The 16,591-nt window shown below is 42.7% G+C and carries 11 protein-coding genes and 2 rRNA genes; 8 read left to right on the forward strand and 5 right to left on the reverse strand.

Going from position 1 to position 16,591, the window contains the following annotated elements; all coding sequences use genetic code 11:
• The first annotated feature begins 28 nt into the window (after positions 1-28).
• The 5 genes from AC1RM2_RS12935 (at position 29) to AC1RM2_RS12955 (ending at position 6,505) form a co-directional block, all read left to right on the forward strand.
• Positions 29-223: a hypothetical protein gene (locus tag AC1RM2_RS12935; protein ID WP_492985490.1), complete on the forward strand. Its 195-nt coding sequence runs from the start codon at positions 29-31 to the stop codon at positions 221-223.
• 935 nt (positions 224-1,158) lie between these two features.
• On the forward strand, positions 1,159-3,033 hold the full coding sequence (locus AC1RM2_RS12940) for a hypothetical protein (RefSeq protein ID WP_492985491.1): 1,875 nt from the start codon (positions 1,159-1,161) through the stop codon (positions 3,031-3,033).
• A 3-nt stretch (positions 3,034-3,036) separates the two neighbouring features.
• Complete coding sequence (locus AC1RM2_RS12945; RefSeq protein WP_492985492.1) at positions 3,037-4,941, forward strand: SNF2-related protein; 1,905 nt, start codon at positions 3,037-3,039, stop codon at positions 4,939-4,941.
• Positions 4,941-5,864 (forward strand): DNA adenine methylase, encoded by a 924-nt coding sequence (locus AC1RM2_RS12950; protein WP_492985493.1) that lies wholly within the window; start codon positions 4,941-4,943, stop codon positions 5,862-5,864. Before AC1RM2_RS12945 ends, AC1RM2_RS12950 begins: the two co-directional genes overlap by 1 nt.
• Entirely contained in the window at positions 5,861-6,505 is a 645-nt protein-coding gene (locus AC1RM2_RS12955) for an HNH endonuclease (RefSeq protein ID WP_492985494.1), read from the forward strand. Before AC1RM2_RS12950 ends, AC1RM2_RS12955 begins: the two co-directional genes overlap by 4 nt.
• Positions 6,506-6,652: 147 nt before the next feature.
• Here AC1RM2_RS12955 and AC1RM2_RS12960 read toward each other — a convergent pair whose 3' ends face one another.
• The gene (locus tag AC1RM2_RS12960) at positions 6,653-7,306 is read right to left on the reverse strand and encodes a hypothetical protein (protein ID WP_492985495.1); all 654 of its coding nucleotides are present in this window, start codon (positions 7,304-7,306) and stop codon (positions 6,653-6,655) included.
• 290 nt (positions 7,307-7,596) lie between these two features.
• On the opposite strand from AC1RM2_RS12960, the gene AC1RM2_RS12965 reads away from it, so the two are divergent.
• Positions 7,597-8,373: a hypothetical protein gene (locus AC1RM2_RS12965; protein WP_492985496.1), complete on the forward strand. Its 777-nt coding sequence runs from the start codon at positions 7,597-7,599 to the stop codon at positions 8,371-8,373.
• 282 nt (positions 8,374-8,655) lie between these two features.
• Here AC1RM2_RS12965 and AC1RM2_RS12970 read toward each other — a convergent pair whose 3' ends face one another.
• On the reverse strand, positions 8,656-9,120 hold the full coding sequence (locus tag AC1RM2_RS12970; protein WP_492985497.1) for a hypothetical protein: 465 nt from the start codon (positions 9,118-9,120) through the stop codon (positions 8,656-8,658).
• A 1,045-nt stretch (positions 9,121-10,165) separates the two neighbouring features.
• On the opposite strand from AC1RM2_RS12970, the gene AC1RM2_RS12975 reads away from it, so the two are divergent.
• On the forward strand, positions 10,166-11,173 hold the full coding sequence (locus tag AC1RM2_RS12975; protein ID WP_492985498.1) for a virulence RhuM family protein: 1,008 nt from the start codon (positions 10,166-10,168) through the stop codon (positions 11,171-11,173).
• A gap of 416 nt (positions 11,174-11,589) precedes the next feature.
• Here the strand turns inward: AC1RM2_RS12975 and AC1RM2_RS12980 are convergent, their stop codons facing one another.
• Positions 11,590-12,642 (reverse strand): AAA family ATPase, encoded by a 1,053-nt coding sequence (locus AC1RM2_RS12980; protein ID WP_492985499.1) that lies wholly within the window; start codon positions 12,640-12,642, stop codon positions 11,590-11,592.
• 161 nt (positions 12,643-12,803) lie between these two features.
• Here AC1RM2_RS12980 and AC1RM2_RS12985 point away from each other — a divergent pair, with 161 nt between their 5' ends.
• On the forward strand, positions 12,804-13,028 hold the full coding sequence (locus tag AC1RM2_RS12985) for a hypothetical protein (protein WP_492985500.1): 225 nt from the start codon (positions 12,804-12,806) through the stop codon (positions 13,026-13,028).
• 194 nt (positions 13,029-13,222) lie between these two features.
• Here AC1RM2_RS12985 and rrf read toward each other — a convergent pair.
• Together rrf and AC1RM2_RS12995 are read right to left on the reverse strand one after the other, a co-directional pair.
• Positions 13,223-13,334: ribosomal RNA gene (gene rrf / locus AC1RM2_RS12990) — 5S ribosomal RNA — on the reverse strand.
• Positions 13,335-13,558: 224 nt separating this feature from the next.
• Positions 13,559-16,438: ribosomal RNA gene (locus AC1RM2_RS12995) — 23S ribosomal RNA — on the reverse strand.
• Between the last annotated feature and the right edge of the window lie 153 nt (positions 16,439-16,591).

The raw sequence follows: 16,591 nt of genomic DNA on the forward strand, positions 1-16,591 counted from the left end.
TTTTGAATTTTAACTTTTGAATTTAAAAATGGCGTTGCCTGCGGCCCGTGCTGTACGTTCATACGCGCACAAGGCATTAGGCGCCGGGCCGGTATCCACTGCCATCACTAACGCGAGCTGCGGGGATAGATTTTTGATTTGTGCTGCAAATGAGCGTTGCGATTTGCATGCGGGCGCACCCCGATATTATCGGGGCGGCAGCGGGCTCAGCATGACATCGTAAAAAGGGCTGTCATGCTGAGCCCCGTCGAAGCATAGCGGGCAAAGGCCTCTCCGCGCGACCCTTCGACAGGCTCAGGGTGACAGGCCTGCGCACCTCGAAAGTACAACATGTTGGACTTGCAACTAACGAACCATCCCACCAATGAACTAATGAACCTTGAACTAATGAACCAAAGAAGCGTTGGCATATCTTCCCTTTCAGGGCCGGCAAAGTTCAAACCGGGTTATGTACCAAACTGCCCCCCATAGCCCAGCCCTGAAAGGGCGACATCCGCCTGCGATGGGCATCGCCCATCGACAAAAACCATATCAACCAAAGCCCTGAAAGGGTGACATATCAGTCCTTTTTAGCGCAGGCCTTGAGCAAGAGCCTGCCTGTGCTTCACATTCGTCTATAAAAGTCACAAGCAGCCTAACCCGCAGGCTACCACACAACACTTGTGCTATGATGAAGCTGACAGGATGCTCCAGAGGAGCAAAAGCTTTGTAGCCCGAATAAATTAACGTTTTTGCGTGCCAGAGGTACGCAACTTAGGGTTGCGTACCTCTGGCACGGAGCACCATCTTTGTTTTTCTGCTACAAAGCTATTCCCCCGCTGGGGGAAAAGGTCTTTAACTTAATAACATGAAGATGTATCCACTGCCATCACTAACGCGAGCTGCGAATAATTTAAGCTTAGAGTTTTACACAGACATCGTGATTTGCATGCGGGCCACAAGGAAGACCCTTGCGGCAGCGGAGGAGGCCGTATCATAAGAATTTCTGATAAATATTAATCTCAATAATTATATCGTTTAAAATAGTTACTCGTTTTATTTGTTTTACACTGAAAGTCAGTTAGATTTGAAATAACCTCTTTATCCCTACATTTAAAACCCGTTATTCCTAACCGATATGAGTCCAATAATAAAGGGTAAATTTAACCTTGACCAAATATGTCCAGAATATCATTAAGACCCTCTTCCGTTAAAAAGCTGTTTGGTTTATCAGGTAACTTATGCGCTTTCCCAGGTTGTAGGGAGCATATGGTTGATGCTACAGGTAATATATTGGGCGAAATATGCCATATTGAAGCGGCCGAAAAGGGCGGCGAGCGATATAATCCATCTTCTAATGATGAATTTAGAAGAAGTTTTGAAAATTTGATTTTGATGTGTGGTAAACATCACAAAATAACCAATGATATCATTAAGTATACGACCAATATCCTACAGGATTATAAGGAAACACACGAAAAAAGATTTACTGGAAATCATTATGCTGTGACAGATTCGATTGTTGAACATGCTATAGAAAAATATATGAATCAGAATAATACAAATCATGGCTCTGGCACTCAATTTAACAATCAAGCTACAACGCAAACTATCGAAAATCAAATCGGAGTTCAAAAAAATTATTACGGGATGGATAAAACAAGCTTAAAAATTGATGGAGCGCGCAAAATAAATCAAAATTTCAAAGGCATTATTGATCAATTTAAACAAAAAGCTAGTCCGCCTTCAATGGAGGTGATCGACTTTAGGAATGAATTAAAAGAGCGATTTGAAAGGACGATTGATGTAATACCCACTAAACATCTACGATTTAGAAAAAATAATGGCAGGATTATCGCAGAGGTTGAAAGTTATGAGATGGAAAACAATCTTGTTCTGAACGAGGACGATGATTCAACTCAGGAGCATCTAAGGCAGTTTCTTCTCAACAATGACAAAGAGAAAAATGAAGAATTAAAACGGTTACTCTCTCAAAAGGGTCAGCAACGTCCTGCTATCATTACGTGTGACGGCTATTTGATTAATGGGAACAGACGAAAAATGGCTTTAGAAGAATTGTATAAAGCCAGAAATCAAGATTCTCAATTTGAAATGATGAGGGTGGTAATACTACCAGAAGGGGTAACAGAACTGGAAATTCAAAAGATTGAGAATCGTTACCAATTGCAAAGTGAAGGAAAATCTGAATATCAAGGACTAAATCGCGCGATAAAATATAGAAGAAATATAGAAGATGGATTCTCATTGGAGGCTCAGCTTAGGGATGACCCCAACTATCACGAACTACCATCAAAGGAATTCGACAAAAAAGTAAAAGATTTCGAAAAAAACTTCCTTCAGCCGTTAGAATGTGTTGATAGCTATCTCGATACGTTTAATAGGAAGGGAATGTACAACACAATATCCGAAAGTGCAGGCGATAGCGAGGGTAGATGGCAAGCCTTTATAGACTATAGTAATTTTCTTTCAGGTACATTAAAAAATAAACAAAAACTTTCCCAGCTAAAGATCAAGGAAAACGAAATTGGCAAGATTCAAAATGCTGTTTTCAAGATAATAAGAAAAAGAAGCCTGAATGTCAAAGGGACAGAAATCGGCAAGGTGCATGATTTTGTCAGGAAACTACCTAAATACTTATACAACGACGACGCAAAAAAATTCATATTAAAAATATCAGAAGAGGTACCGGAAGATATCCCCGACACAATGAAATACGATCAAAGCGGGCAAAAACTTAGTGAAAGAGATATTGACGATAAATGGGGTTCGAATTTTAGAGAGCAGATATTGGGAAATCTTATTCAAGCACATCGCTACCTCTCCAACCAGGAAGAGCGCGACAAACCCTTAGAACTTTTAGAGGATGCTCTTAAAAAGCTAAAGCATGATCATTTAAAAATTGAAAACATGGGGACGGAATACTATGAGAAAGCCTTAGACCTCGCAAATAATATTATTGAAGAAGCGGGCATAATTCATAAAGCGATAGATGACGCACGTTATAAAATTAAGAAGTTAACCAAAAAGCATTAATAATTGAAGATAATAAGTAAAAGTAATTCTGTTATAATTGATGGTATTGAAACTTTAAAGAAGTACCAGATATCGCAATTAGAGTACTTTGGCTTTCGAAAGGAAAACAGTTCTCTTGTAAAAGAAACAGCAGTTGTCGAGCCTGAATTGATCAGAATTACAGATTATTTTAATGAGGAATTGATCGTTTATGAATTGTCAGATAGTACTTCACTTTTAGTGAGGCTATTTCAAGAGAAAAGAAACGCTTTAGAAAGCGTTTTCAATAAAGCTAGAGAGATCAAAGAAGAAGCATTTTTGGATAAATCTTTTATTGAATTCAATCATTTTACCCGAACTTTACCACGCAAACTAAAATCGCATCAGATTAAGTCTGCATTCCATTTCTACACCTTAGGAAATGGGGCTAATTTCTCTGTGCCAGGAAGTGGTAAAACATCAACCATTTTGTCAGTTTATGAAAAACTACGGCAGGAAGGGCGATGTAATGTTTTGTTTATTGTTGGCCCCCCATCATGTTTCCAACCTTGGAAAAATGAATTTCATGAAACATTAGGGAGGAAACCCGACTCATTGATTTTGTCCGGCGGTAATAAGGCATTTCGAAAAAGTGAATACTACAGGTCCAAAGAGCAAGCGCATGAATTATATCTAAGCACATTTCATACTGTTTTAAATGACTACAAAGAAGTAATAAAATTTATTTCCCAAGTCGGAATCAGTGCATTTGTCGTAGTAGATGAGGCACATTATATAAAACAATTAGGTGGCTCATGGGCCAATTCTCTACTTGAAATTGGACGGTACGCAGCTTTTAAAGGAATTTTAACTGGCACACCGATGCCGAAGAGTTATAAAGATCTATTTAATCTATTTGACTTCCTTTGGGAGGAAAATACCCCGATTTCTCAGGATGACAAAATACAAATCGAAATATGGGAAAAGAAAAAGACCAACGACGAAATTAAACTTTTACTTAGTGACCGAGTAGGGCCTCTATTTTACAGAGTTAGAAAAAAAGATTTAGGCCTTATACCGGCAATATTTCATACCCCAGTAATTGTACAAATGAACGAAACTGAATTGACAATCTACAATTACGTCAAAGCCAAAATTATTGATCTCAGTCAAACAGACTACTTTAAAAATGAAGAAATCCTAAATAAATTGTGGCGGGGGCGAATGATGCGATTAAGGCAATCCGTTTCAAATCCAGGATTGCTTCTTTCTACAATTGATGATTACACAGAAAAATTTATTGACAACTCCGATCTTCAACAAAAGATTCGCGACTACAGTAAAATAGAAATTCCCGGTAAATTGCAGGCATTAACAGATATTGTAGTAGATCTGAGGAGACAGAAAAAAAAAGTGTTAATATGGTCTAATTTTATCGGTACGCTGAAACTTATCAAATCTCATTTTAAATCAATTGGGGAAAATGCCGAACTGATTTATGGAAAAACGCCTGTGAGAAAAGATGATTCGGCTATATTTGGGGAAGAAAAAACAAGGGAGGACATTAGGGATGATTTTTTGGAAGTCAATAGCGGTTTAGATATTTTGATTGCTAACCCAGCAGCTTGCGCAGAATCAATTTCCTTGCACAAAACCTGTTTTCATGCTATTTATTATGACTTATCATATAACTGCGCTCAATATTTACAATCACTGGATAGGATACATCGGGTCGGCGGCTCTGAAATAAATGAGGCCAACTATTATTTTTTACAATATGAAAACTCAATCGACCAAGACATAAAAAAAAATTTAGAAGCAAAAGCTGAAAAAATGTACGAAATAATTGAACAAGATTATAACATATACAATTTGGACATATACGATGAATCATTCGATGATGACGTGAGTGCGTACAAAAGATTATTTATTAATAAGAATAATTTCTAATGGCACGCAAGCGTACTGAAAAACTAAAAAAAATAAATACACCGTTTGGCTATTTTGGGTCAAAAAGTAAAATAGCCTTACAGCTTTGTCATAATCTTCCGCCGCACAGCTGTTGGGTCGAAGTTTTTTGCGGATCAGCGGCACTCACCATGTCCAAGATACCTGCCCAAATAGAGATTATCAATGATATTGATAGCGAAATTGTTAACTTTTTCAGGGAGCTTCGCGACAACTATAAGGAACTGTCAAGATTAATTGAGCTGACCCCTTATTCAGAATTTGAGTTGGCCCTTGCTCGGGTGCATACCCCCGAATTGTCAAATCTCGAAAGAGCACGAAGGTTCTCAATACAAGCTATGATGGCTATAAATGGAGTTTTTGGGGACGAGCGTGGGGGTTTTTCTTACTCAGATTCCTACACGCGTAACGGCAACGAAGCCAGAGTAAACAGATGGAATAATTTACCAAAACGGTTAAAAGTAGTTACAGAACGTCTCAAAACAGTTAGGGTAGAAAATAAAGATGCTCTTAAGTTAATGAGACGTTTTTTAGACCGTCCGGCTACCCTCATGTACCTGGACCCACCCTACTTGGGCAACAGGACAAATGGGTACAATATCGATGCAAATAATGAAGCTTTTCATTTAGAGTTATTGAATTTAGCCAATACAGCGCAGTGTATGATATTTATTAGCGGCTATGACAATGATTTGTATAATGCTAACCTTACTACGACGCGCGGTTGGAGTCGAAAGTCGATAGAAACGTATACAAAAGGCTCTAACGGTGAAAGCTCAAAGCGAATCGAGGTACTTTGGATGAACAGACATTTTAATGATGCGGTAGCCCTTAACCGAGTTCCTCTTGAATTTACAGCAGAAGAACTTAAGCAAAAGAAAGTGAATCCTAAACGCATCTTATGAAGGCAGGACAGATAGTGAAAATTCTCGATTTAAAAGTCCAGCATTCGCTTTATCGAAATAATGGGTATTGGTATCATCATTTAAAAAGATTCCCCAGTGCATTGATAGATGCAGAAGGATACGTGGTATTTCAAACACCAGAAGCTTATTTGGAAAGTCCATATTTGCAACATGCTCAAACATTGCATGTTAAAAATGGAATTAATAGCATCCCTGGGTATATCATTTTTTCTGACGAGCAAAAACTTAAATTGACAAACCTTATAATCAGCAATAAAGGAGATGATGAGGCTGTAATACGAACAAAGCGTTTTATCGATGTTTTTTTACGTAACAAAAAAACTGTAAAAACTCTAAAAAAACTGTACAGCGACAAATGTCAACTTTGTGGACTACAATTGGTTATCGGGGCTGACCAATTCTATTCAGAAGTGCATCATATTGTCCCACTTGGCACCCCCCATAAGGGGGCTGACACTATGAAAAACATGATATGTGTTTGTCCAAATTGTCATGTTCAATTAGATTTGGGTGCAATAAAACTTGATAGATCAAAATTCAAGTCGACTTTACATCGGGTCGATAATTATTGTATCGAATATCACAATACCGTGATTTATCAAAGCCATTTGCAACAATAGACCTGATTAGCTAAGAAATCATAAGATTGCAGTTTTAAGCTGCTTGCCGTTGCACACATGCTGTTTTCCTCACTGACAAATCATCTATTTTTAGTCTATCGTGTTCCACAGGCTACTTCTTGAAATGTTGGTAGAGATAAAATTACTTTATATCTTTCGTTTGTTCTTTCTTCTCGAAATTGTGAGCTGTTTTCTAAGATATACCTCATATTCTGCTTCAATTGAGCTCTCCATCATGCGATAACCTTCCCAGAAAGCCATTGACTCATCCTGCATTAATCCAGATACTATTTCCGATTTTTTGCTACTATCAGAAGAAGGCTTAATCACGAAGAAACCTTTTCGGTTTGTTCCCTCAATATATCCAGGTGAGATATGTATTCTATATTCTTTGATCTCTTCTCCGAACAGTACCCAGAACTTTGGATGTGGTGGCTTCATGGGCTCACGCTTCTTCTTTTTAACAAGGTATCTGTAAGAAATCAATGTGTCTTCATTCCAAGTCTGCCCCCAACTGTTCGAGCTGGTAGGATTCTGCATGCGGTCGATTCCCAACAATACTTCTTCATTTCCGTTGGAAATATCTTCTATATATTCATAGTCTGGAAAGTTGCCCGCGAATTCCCGTTCGATTTCGGTAATATCCCATTCATGGTCAAAATTGATCTGCATACAATCTTCCATTTGAACGATGTAAACCGGATGGCTTGGCGAATGGTTAGCAATAGCCTGGATTAATAATTTAATTTTCTCTCGCTCATGCAAGATTAGCCTAAAAGACAACCGTAGATGTGTACCCATAAACGAATATAACGATAGTATAACTATAAACTAACGATATTGAACTTTGACAAGCTTTATTGCTCCAGCTGCCCGTAGCAGTTCTTCTCCCGCTGGCGCACGCGTTTCGCGTGTGCCCCACTGATAGGTAAACGCTATGCCCCATTGTAGGTTGTGTAAGATAATTTATAAACAATAGCGTGTATCATATTTACTTAGCGATCTGCTCAAGTATTCCATATTAAAAACAGTTTGGGATATTTCCATCGCCCACATCTTGCAACAAACCTAATTATCGCTAACTTTATACTGTGGAAGAAAAGGGTTACATAGCTATAACAATAAGCGGCAAAATTGGTGATGAGCCAATTAAACCGAAAAACGTTGACATTGCCGAAATAAAGGAGATGATTAACGATGTGGAAACCTTTTTGTATCCCGGTCGTGCCGAAAAAAACGAGCGGCCGCACATTGCTTACGGGTTAGAGGAGGGTTCGGCCAGGCATTTGTTTTATTTGCCTATTTCGGCAGTGCTGTTATTTAACGGCCTCACTACCGAAATTGCAAACCGCGGTACAGCCGATTTTTTGGATTATAAACGGGCCGAAATTATTGCCCGGTTTCAGCAAAAGGCCAAAGAAAAGAATTTAGAGATTAGTTTTGGCAGTTCGCAATCGGATACCAAAACGCTTACCATAACTAAGGATACCGGCTACTATAACGCCGCAGCCAACTACATTAATACCGAAATGGTATTATACGGCAAAATAAATAACGAAGGTGGCAATAACCCCAACTTCCATATCCTGACCAAAGAGTATGGCACGCTGGTAGTTGGTGCCACCAAAAACCAATTGCTTGAAGGTGAAAAGCGGCTTTACAAGGTGTATGGTATCCGTGTATCTGGCAAGCAAAACCTGGCCGATGGTAAGCCATTTGACTTAAGGCTGATAGACTATATTGATTATGAGCCTGTTTTTAACCGGCATGAATTGGATTTATTAATTTCGCGGGCGGCCGGCAATTGGGAGGGTGTAAATGATGTGGACGCGTGGCTTGCCGAAATAAGGGGCGGTAACAATGGATAGTATTTTACTGGATACCCCCTTTAGCACAAGTGTTGTGCGGCTGCCTGCGTGAGGGTCACTTGTGACTTCCTTTAAGCAAATACCGATCATAGCACAGGTGAGCCAATGCTCAAACCACTACTAAACACCTGCGCTAAAACGTGAGGATAGGGATAGAAATCATCATGCAGGTTATGGCCCAGCTGTTTTATCTACAGCGGCCAGGGCAACTTTACCTGTACAAAAACATTTAGGGGGGGCACAAATTACACCCGCTAAAAACAACCAAAAGCAAGTAGTTTTTTAACTATTTGCTTTTTCAAAGTTTAAGATTAAATCATTGATTTTGTCAACATCCTGTTTAGGTAGCATATTAGTTTCAATATATGAATTATATAAATCTATGATTACATCGTACTCGATGTGATTTTTTATTTTTCCTCTTTTAAGAATTTTTTCAAATCTGTTAACCCTTTTTATATCCAACTTTTTTATGTTTATCTCTTTCCAGAAAGCATCAACAGCCTTACCTGTACCTTCTTGAAAGTATGTTAAAACATGGTTCGTAGTCTGGTTAAGACTTCTAATGTTATGGAATCTTGGTTCTGGGTTGATAACATCATTCTTATATTCTAGGTAAACGTGAATAAATTGTTTGATATGATCCTCGTTCCATCCTTCAGGAGGAGTATTATTAAAACAATCAATTGCTATATCAATAACTTTAACTAAAAGTTCTGCCTGTGAATTGTAATCTCTCTTACTCATGTTTTTATTGATAAAAGATTGGGGTTAATGAATATCCATTTTTAAAATACTTCGTAATTCTTTTATTCGTCTCAATGTTCGTTAAATCCTAAATAAAAGAAGCCCAGCCAGCTAATTCGAACCTACAGTTCGATCAAAAATAAAAATTAATCCCCCCTTAGCGCAAGTGTTGTGCAGCTGCCTGCGTGAGGGGCACTTGTGACTTCCTTTAAACAAATACCGATCATGGCACAGGTGAGCCAATGCTGAAACCGTTACTCAACATCTGCGCTAAAACGTATTAGCATCTTCCGCCTTTACTCATTTTAATGTTCGTGCTAAACCGTTTCAGCATTTATACCAAAGGTGCCGTACTTGGGTTTGTTTCCCGGCGTTCGCGTTAGGGATGGCAGCGGATACAGGCCCGTGAGCGTAATGCCTGCAGGCGTATAAGCGTACAGCCCGGCCCGCAGGGAACGCCCATTTTAGTATCAAGTAGTAAGTATCAAGTAGTAAGACTTTTTTGGGAGAGGATTGGAAGAGTCAAGAGGTTAGCATCAAGAATTAAGACTTTTTTGGCGGATTCGAAGGGGCATTTTAGTAGTAAGTATCAGGTAGTAAGACTTTTTTTGGTTTGTGCGCGGGGACAGAGAGCTTTTAGATTCTAAATTTTGATTTCGGGATTCGAACATCCGGAATTCCGAAATCATTTGGCTTGACACACGGAGTTGCAGGGTGGAGAAACCCCTCCCTACCCTCCCGAGGGAGGGAATCGCACGGAGCCGGCGCTTTGGATATTCAAAAATCCGAAATCCAACATCCGAATTCCGAAATCATTTAGTGTCCCCTCGGGGTCTCTTTGAAAAAGGACCCAGAGGGTGCGGGCCATGCGATGAATTATCTGGATACAACGGGCATCGTCCCTCAGGTTCCTCGCTGAGAGAACCTGAGGGGACAAAAAATCCGAAATTGAACATCCGAATTCCGAAATCGCATTTTAAAGTCGCGTTAAATTGCTAACAATTATAGCTAACTTTAAGGCGTTTTAATAAAAATGGCTTTGAATATGGGTGAATTTTCGGAATTAAATGATATCATTTTTTATAGCACCCCCGCAGGCAATGTAAAAGTTGAGGTGATTTTTAACGCCGAGACATTTTGGCTTACACAAAAGCGTATGGCCGAACTTTTTGGGGTAGAAGTACCGGCAATAAGTAAACATTTAAAAAACATTTTTGAAAGCAATGAACTGTTAAAAGATGCAACTGTTTCCATTTTGGAAACAGTTCGGCAGGAAGGCAGCAAAAGTGTAAAACGTAAACTTGAATTTTATAACCTGGATGCAATTATAGCAGTTGGTTACAGAATTAACAGTATGCAAGCCACGCAATTCAGGATCTGGGCCACCAAAACCCTCCGCGAATATATTATCAAAGGCTTTGTACTTGACGATGAACGGCTAAAACAAGGGAAACGACTGGGTAAAGATTATTTTGATGAATTACTGGACAGGATTAGGGAGATACGTGCCAGTGAAAGGCGCTTTTACCTGAAAATAACCGACATATACGAGCAGTGCAGTATAGATTATAGCAAAGATGCCGACATAACCCAAAAGTTTTTTAAAACCGTGCAAAACAAGCTGCACTTTGCCATATCGGGCAAAACAGCCGCCCAGATAATTGCCGAAAGGGCCGATGCCGATAAACCCAATATGGGTTTACAAACGTGGAAAAATGCGCCGCAGGGCAAAATATTAAAAGGCGATATTGGTACTGCTAAAAACTACCTGGTTGAAAAAGAAATAAAGGAATTGGAGCGGGTGGTAACCATGTACCTGGATTATGCCGAGTTACAGGCCTCGCGCCAAATTGCCATGAAGATGGCCGACTGGACAAGTCGCCTGGATGCCTTTTTACAGTTTAACGATTACCAAATCCTTAACGATGCGGGTAAGGTGAGCCATGAAGTTGCCATGAAACCGGCCGAAATGCAATACGGCAAATTCCGGGTAACCCAGGATAAAAACTTTGAGAGCGATTTTGATAAGGAAATAAAGAAGCTGAAGAAGTAGTTTTGAACGCGGCGTAAGAAGAGTCGAGAGGTTAGAATCAAGAGTTAAGACTTTTTTTTTGTCCCTTCGGGGTCTCTTTGAAAAAGGACCCTGAGGGTGCAGGCAAGGCGGGGAGTTATTATTTAGTATCAAGTAGTAAGTATCAAGTAGCAAGATTTTTTTGGCTGATCTGCGGGGAGATGAGGAATAAATTCTAAACTCTAACTCCGAAGTCCGAAAATAAAAAATTCCGAAATCAGGCATCCGAATTCCGAAATCATATGGCTTAACACACGGAGTTGCAGGGTGGAGAAACCCCTCCCTACCCTCCCAAGGGAGGGAATCGCACGGGGCCAGGCGCTTTTTTGTCCACATCTGAAACGGCGAAGCCCTCAACGAAGTTAATCTGCACATTTGAAATCTGCACATCTGCACATCTAATCCTTCGCCCATCCTATCATTTTGTTCACGGTGGCGAGGCCGAGTTTGAGGCGGGCGGCTATCTGGCGCTGGCTTAGGCCCTGGGCGTGCAGCTGGGCTACCTGGTTGGCATTGCGGTCGCGCAGTTGCTGGGTGCTGGTAAGCAGGTGGTCAAGCTCGTGGCAGGTGCCCTCGAAGTTAAATTGCAGGAAACTGTCGCGCCGTACCAGTTTGCATTGTACCACGTTTTCGGCACCGTAGGTTTCCTGGGTGCTGCGCTGTTTTATTTGTTTAAGGTAGCGGTAGCCGGTCCACTTATTGCTTTCGCCGATGGCAAAGGCGCTATCGGCAAAGTTGATGAGCATTTTGCTGCCCTGCAAATCGTTGCGGCTAATGGGCATGGCGGGGTTGCGTTTGGGGGTATGAGCCAGCACCAGGATGCTGAGGCCGTGGCGGGTTTTGAGGTATTTAAGCTGTTTCATGAGGGGCAGGGCCTCGTTGGCACGTTCGGTACCCTTGCGCATGCAGGTAATGTTGTCGATAATGAGCACGGTGGCGCCGGTGGTTTTGATGCCGCGGGTAAGGGCCTCGATCACATCATCATTAAAGCGGGTGGTGGGGCTGTAGTGTTTGTATAGCTGGTTGTATTCGCCGCGCATAAAATTGTCGCTAAAGCGGAAGGTGCCGCGCTCGTCGGTATAGCGTTGTTCAAACTGCTTGCCGGCCAGCTCAAAATCGATGTACAGCACCGGGGCGGCTTCGGCATTCATCTCGAACCCGGCGATGGCCTTGCCCGCGGCAATGCTTTGGCCCAGCTGCACGGCCAGGATGCTTTTGCCCATGTTGGTATCGGCAAACAGGATGCACAGCTCGCCCTGCAGCCAAAACCTGCCGAAGAGCATTTGCGGCGTTTCGGCCTCGTGCTCCATAGCCATCCACTGGTTGGCCTTATAAATCTGGAAGAGGGCGTTGGGGTTATACTGGTCGGCCTCCACATGGTCGAAGGCCAGCTGATCGGCCGAGGGGGCTTTCGGGGTTTTGTTTTTTTGGGTGAATTGGAGGTTAAGCATGATGGTTGGTTTTGGAGTTGCGAGGTTCGGGTTGCGAGGTTCGGGTTGCGGGCCCCTACAAATTTACCACACCCGCCTAACACAAATGGTGACACAACTTTGTCAGTAACCTAACAATACCAGCGCCCCAAAATTGCGCCCACTTTTTCTGATAATCCCTGATGGATTTTTCCACTCTCCCCGCACCAAAAACAGCCCAGGCCAAAACCCTGGTACCCGGAAGGTGCATACCGGTAGCTTTAAGGGTAACCGACGGTAACCCGACGGCGGCAGATAAGGCACCGGCGAGGTATCGGCAGGTATCCCATATTCCGCTGTGCTATTTTGAAAATCGATGGATTATTGCATGGTTATGCCTGCGGATGGAGGCACTGATTAGCCTGTGAATTTTATGTTCACGGGCAATCCGAACACCTAACCTACTGATTGTAAGCCAAGTAAGTGTTCGCCCCGAACACCCGAACGGTGTCCTGTCCAACCGAACACCAATGACTAATGACAGCCCAGCGAAATGACCAATGAGCAAACTTCCCAAACACAAAAAAGCCCTTGACTGTTTCCAGCAAGGGCTTGATTTAAGATTTGGCACCGACCTACTCTCCCACGTTTTACCGCAGTACCATCGGCTCTGGCGGGCTTGACTTCTCTGTTCGGAATGGGAAGAGGTAGACACCGCCGATATAGGCACCTGAATTTCTTTTAGATTTGAGTATTGAGATTTGAGTATTGAGATTGACTTGCGCCCGGTCTCATATCTCACATCTAATATCTCATATCTATTGACATATTATTGAAAGAAGTAATTAATCAGAGAAAACAACAATATTAGTGTGTTCATGGTTGATAGTTCATGGTTCATCGCACATATTACTATGAACTATGATCCATTTGCCATCAACCACTATTATTACCTGCTATGAGAAAGCTTCGGGCAATTAGTATCACTCGGCTATGATGTCACCACCTTTATACCTATGACCTATCAACGTAGTAGTCTGCTACGACCCTCAATGGAAGTCTCATCTTGTGGCTAGTTTCGCACTTAGATGCTTTCAGCGCTTATCTATTCCCAACGTAGCTACTCTGCAATACAGCTGGCGCCATAACAGATTCACCAGAGGTTAGTCCAACCCGGTCCTCTCGTACTAAGGTCAGCCCCACTCAAACTTCCTGCGCCCACAACAGATAGGGACCGAACTGTCTCGCGACGTTCTGAACCCAGCTCGCGTGCCACTTTAATGAGCGAACAGCTCAACCCTTGGGACCTTCTCCAGCCCCAGGATGTGACGAGCCGACATCGAGGTGCCAAACCTCCCCGTCGATATGAGCTCTTGGGGGAGATCAGCCTGTTATCCCCAGCGTACCTTTTATCCTTTGAGCGATGGCCCTTCCATGCAGAACCACCGGATCACTATATCCGTCTTTCGACCCTGCTCGGCTTGTCTGCCTCACAGTCAAGCAAGCTTATGCTATTGCACTCCACGTACGGTTACCAAGCGTACTGAGCTTACCTTTGAAAGCCTCCGTTACCTTTTTGGAGGCGACCACCCCAGTCAAACTACCCGCCAAACAATGTCCTCCACATTGCAGAGTTAGACACCAAATACAGAAAGGGTGGTATTTCAACGTTGACTAAATGACTCCTGGCGAAGCCACATCACAGTCTCCCACCTATCCTACACATCCTGTATCCGATATCAATGTTAAGTTGTAGTGAAGGTGCATGGGGTCTTTCCGTCCCGTTGCGGGTAACCGGCGTCTTCACCGATACCACAATTTCACCGAGCTCATGGCTGAGACAGCGCCCAGATCGTTACACCATTCGTGCAGGTCGGAACTTACCCGACAAGGAATTTCGCTACCTTAGGACCGTTATAGTTACGGCCGCCGTTTACCGGGGCTTCGATTCAATGCTTCGCCTTGCGACTAACATCCCCTCTTAACCTTCCGGCACCGGGCAGGTGTCAGGCCATATACGTCATCTTTCGATTTTGCATAGCCATGTGTTTTTGTTAAACAGTCGCCTGGGCCTTTTCACTGCGGCTTCCATTGCTGAAAGCGCCCCTTCTCCCGAAGTTACAGGGCCATTTTGCCGAGTTCCTTAGCCATGATTCACTCGAGCACCTTAGGATTCTCTCCTCGACTACCTGTGTCGGTTTACGGTACGGGTTTTTATAACCTGAAGCTTAGCGGGTTTTCTTGGAAGTCTGATTACCTGAACTATTACCGCCTCCGAAGATTTGGTATACTATCAGCTTTCAGCAAGATCTGCGTACTTAACTACAAATCCTATACCTACGGCCTTTAACGAACTATTCCGTCAGTTCGCGTCAGTGTCACTACTCCGTCACCGCATCGCAGTTATAAAAAGTACTGGAATATTAACCAGTTGTCCATCGGCTACGCCCTTCGGCTTCACCTTAGGCCCCGACTAACCCTGATCCGATTAGCGTTGATCAGGAAACCTTAGTCTTTCGGTGGGCGGGTTTCTCTCCCGCCTTATCGTTACTTATGCCTACATTTGCTTTTCTATTCCCTCCACAGTCGGTTGTCCCTCCTGCTTCGCCGGATAATAGAATGCTCCCCTACCAGATGCATTGCTGCAAATCCATAGCTTCGGTATACTGCTTGATGCCCGTTTATTATCCATGCCCGATCGCTCGACTAGTGAGCTGTTACGCACTCTTTAAATGAATGGCTGCTTCCAAGCCAACATCCTAGCTGTCTGTGCAATCGGACCTCGTTAGTTCAACTTAGCAGTAATTTGGGGACCTTAGCTGATGGTCTGGGTTCTTTCCCTCTCGGCCCTGGACCTTAGCACCCAGAGCCTCACTCCAGCGTATATTAATAAGCATTCGGAGTTTATCTGGATTTGGTAGGATTTGACTCCCCCGCACCCAATTAGTAGCTCTACCTCTTATTAACTCAACCGCCAGGCTGTTCCTAAAAACATTTCGGGGAGTACGAGCTATTTCCCAGTTTGATTAGCCTTTCACCCCTACCCACAAATCATCCGGAAACTTTTCAACGTTTATCGGTTCGGTCCTCCAGTACCTGTTACGGCACCTTCAACCTGTCCATGGGTAGATCACAAGGTTTCGCGTCTACCTCCCCTGACTATACGCCCTATTCAGACTCGCTTTCGCTTCGGATCCGTGTCTTAAACACTTAACCTTGCCAGGAAAGAGTAACTCGTAGGCTCATTATGCAAAAGGCACGCCGTCACGGAACAAATCCGCTCCGACCGCTTGTAAGTACACGGTTTCAGGTTCTATTTCACTCCCCTGTTCGGGGTTCTTTTCACCTTTCCCTCACGGTACTGGTTCACTATCGGTCTCTCAGGAGTATTTAGCCTTACCGGATGGTGCCGGCAGATTCCCACAAGGCGTCTCCGACCTCGCGGTACTCAGGATACCACTATCCTACTATTCATTACCCGTACGCAGCTGTCATGCTCTATGGCCGGGTTTCCCACCCCATTCCGGTTTTGTTTAGTATTCATGTTGTGGTCCTACAACCCCAATTATGCCGTAACATAATTGGTTTGGGCTTCTTCCCTTTCGCTCGCCACTACTCAGGAAATCATTATTATTTTCTCTTCCTCTGCTTACTTAGATGTTTCAGTTCAGCAGGTTTGCGCATTTATGCAACTATTCTTCAAATAGTTAGGTTTCCCCATTCAGAAATCTGCGGATCAATTCATATTTGCTGATCCCCGCAGCTTATCGCAGCTTATCACGTCTTTCATCGCCTCTGAGAGCCAAGGCATCCCCCGTGTACCCTTTCTTACTTTCTTCTACTATACCGCCTTTTGCTCGGTATGTATGCTTTTTGATAAAGTTGCCGTTCATTGGTTCACTCGTTCATTAGTTCATTGGTATTGCTACCTCTTTACCTTTGTTCTCGTAATCCTTTAAAGCCAACAACCGTCTCTATACTGTTGTCTTCT

Source organism: Mucilaginibacter sp. GW822-FHT03E02, from assembly GCF_058801545.1.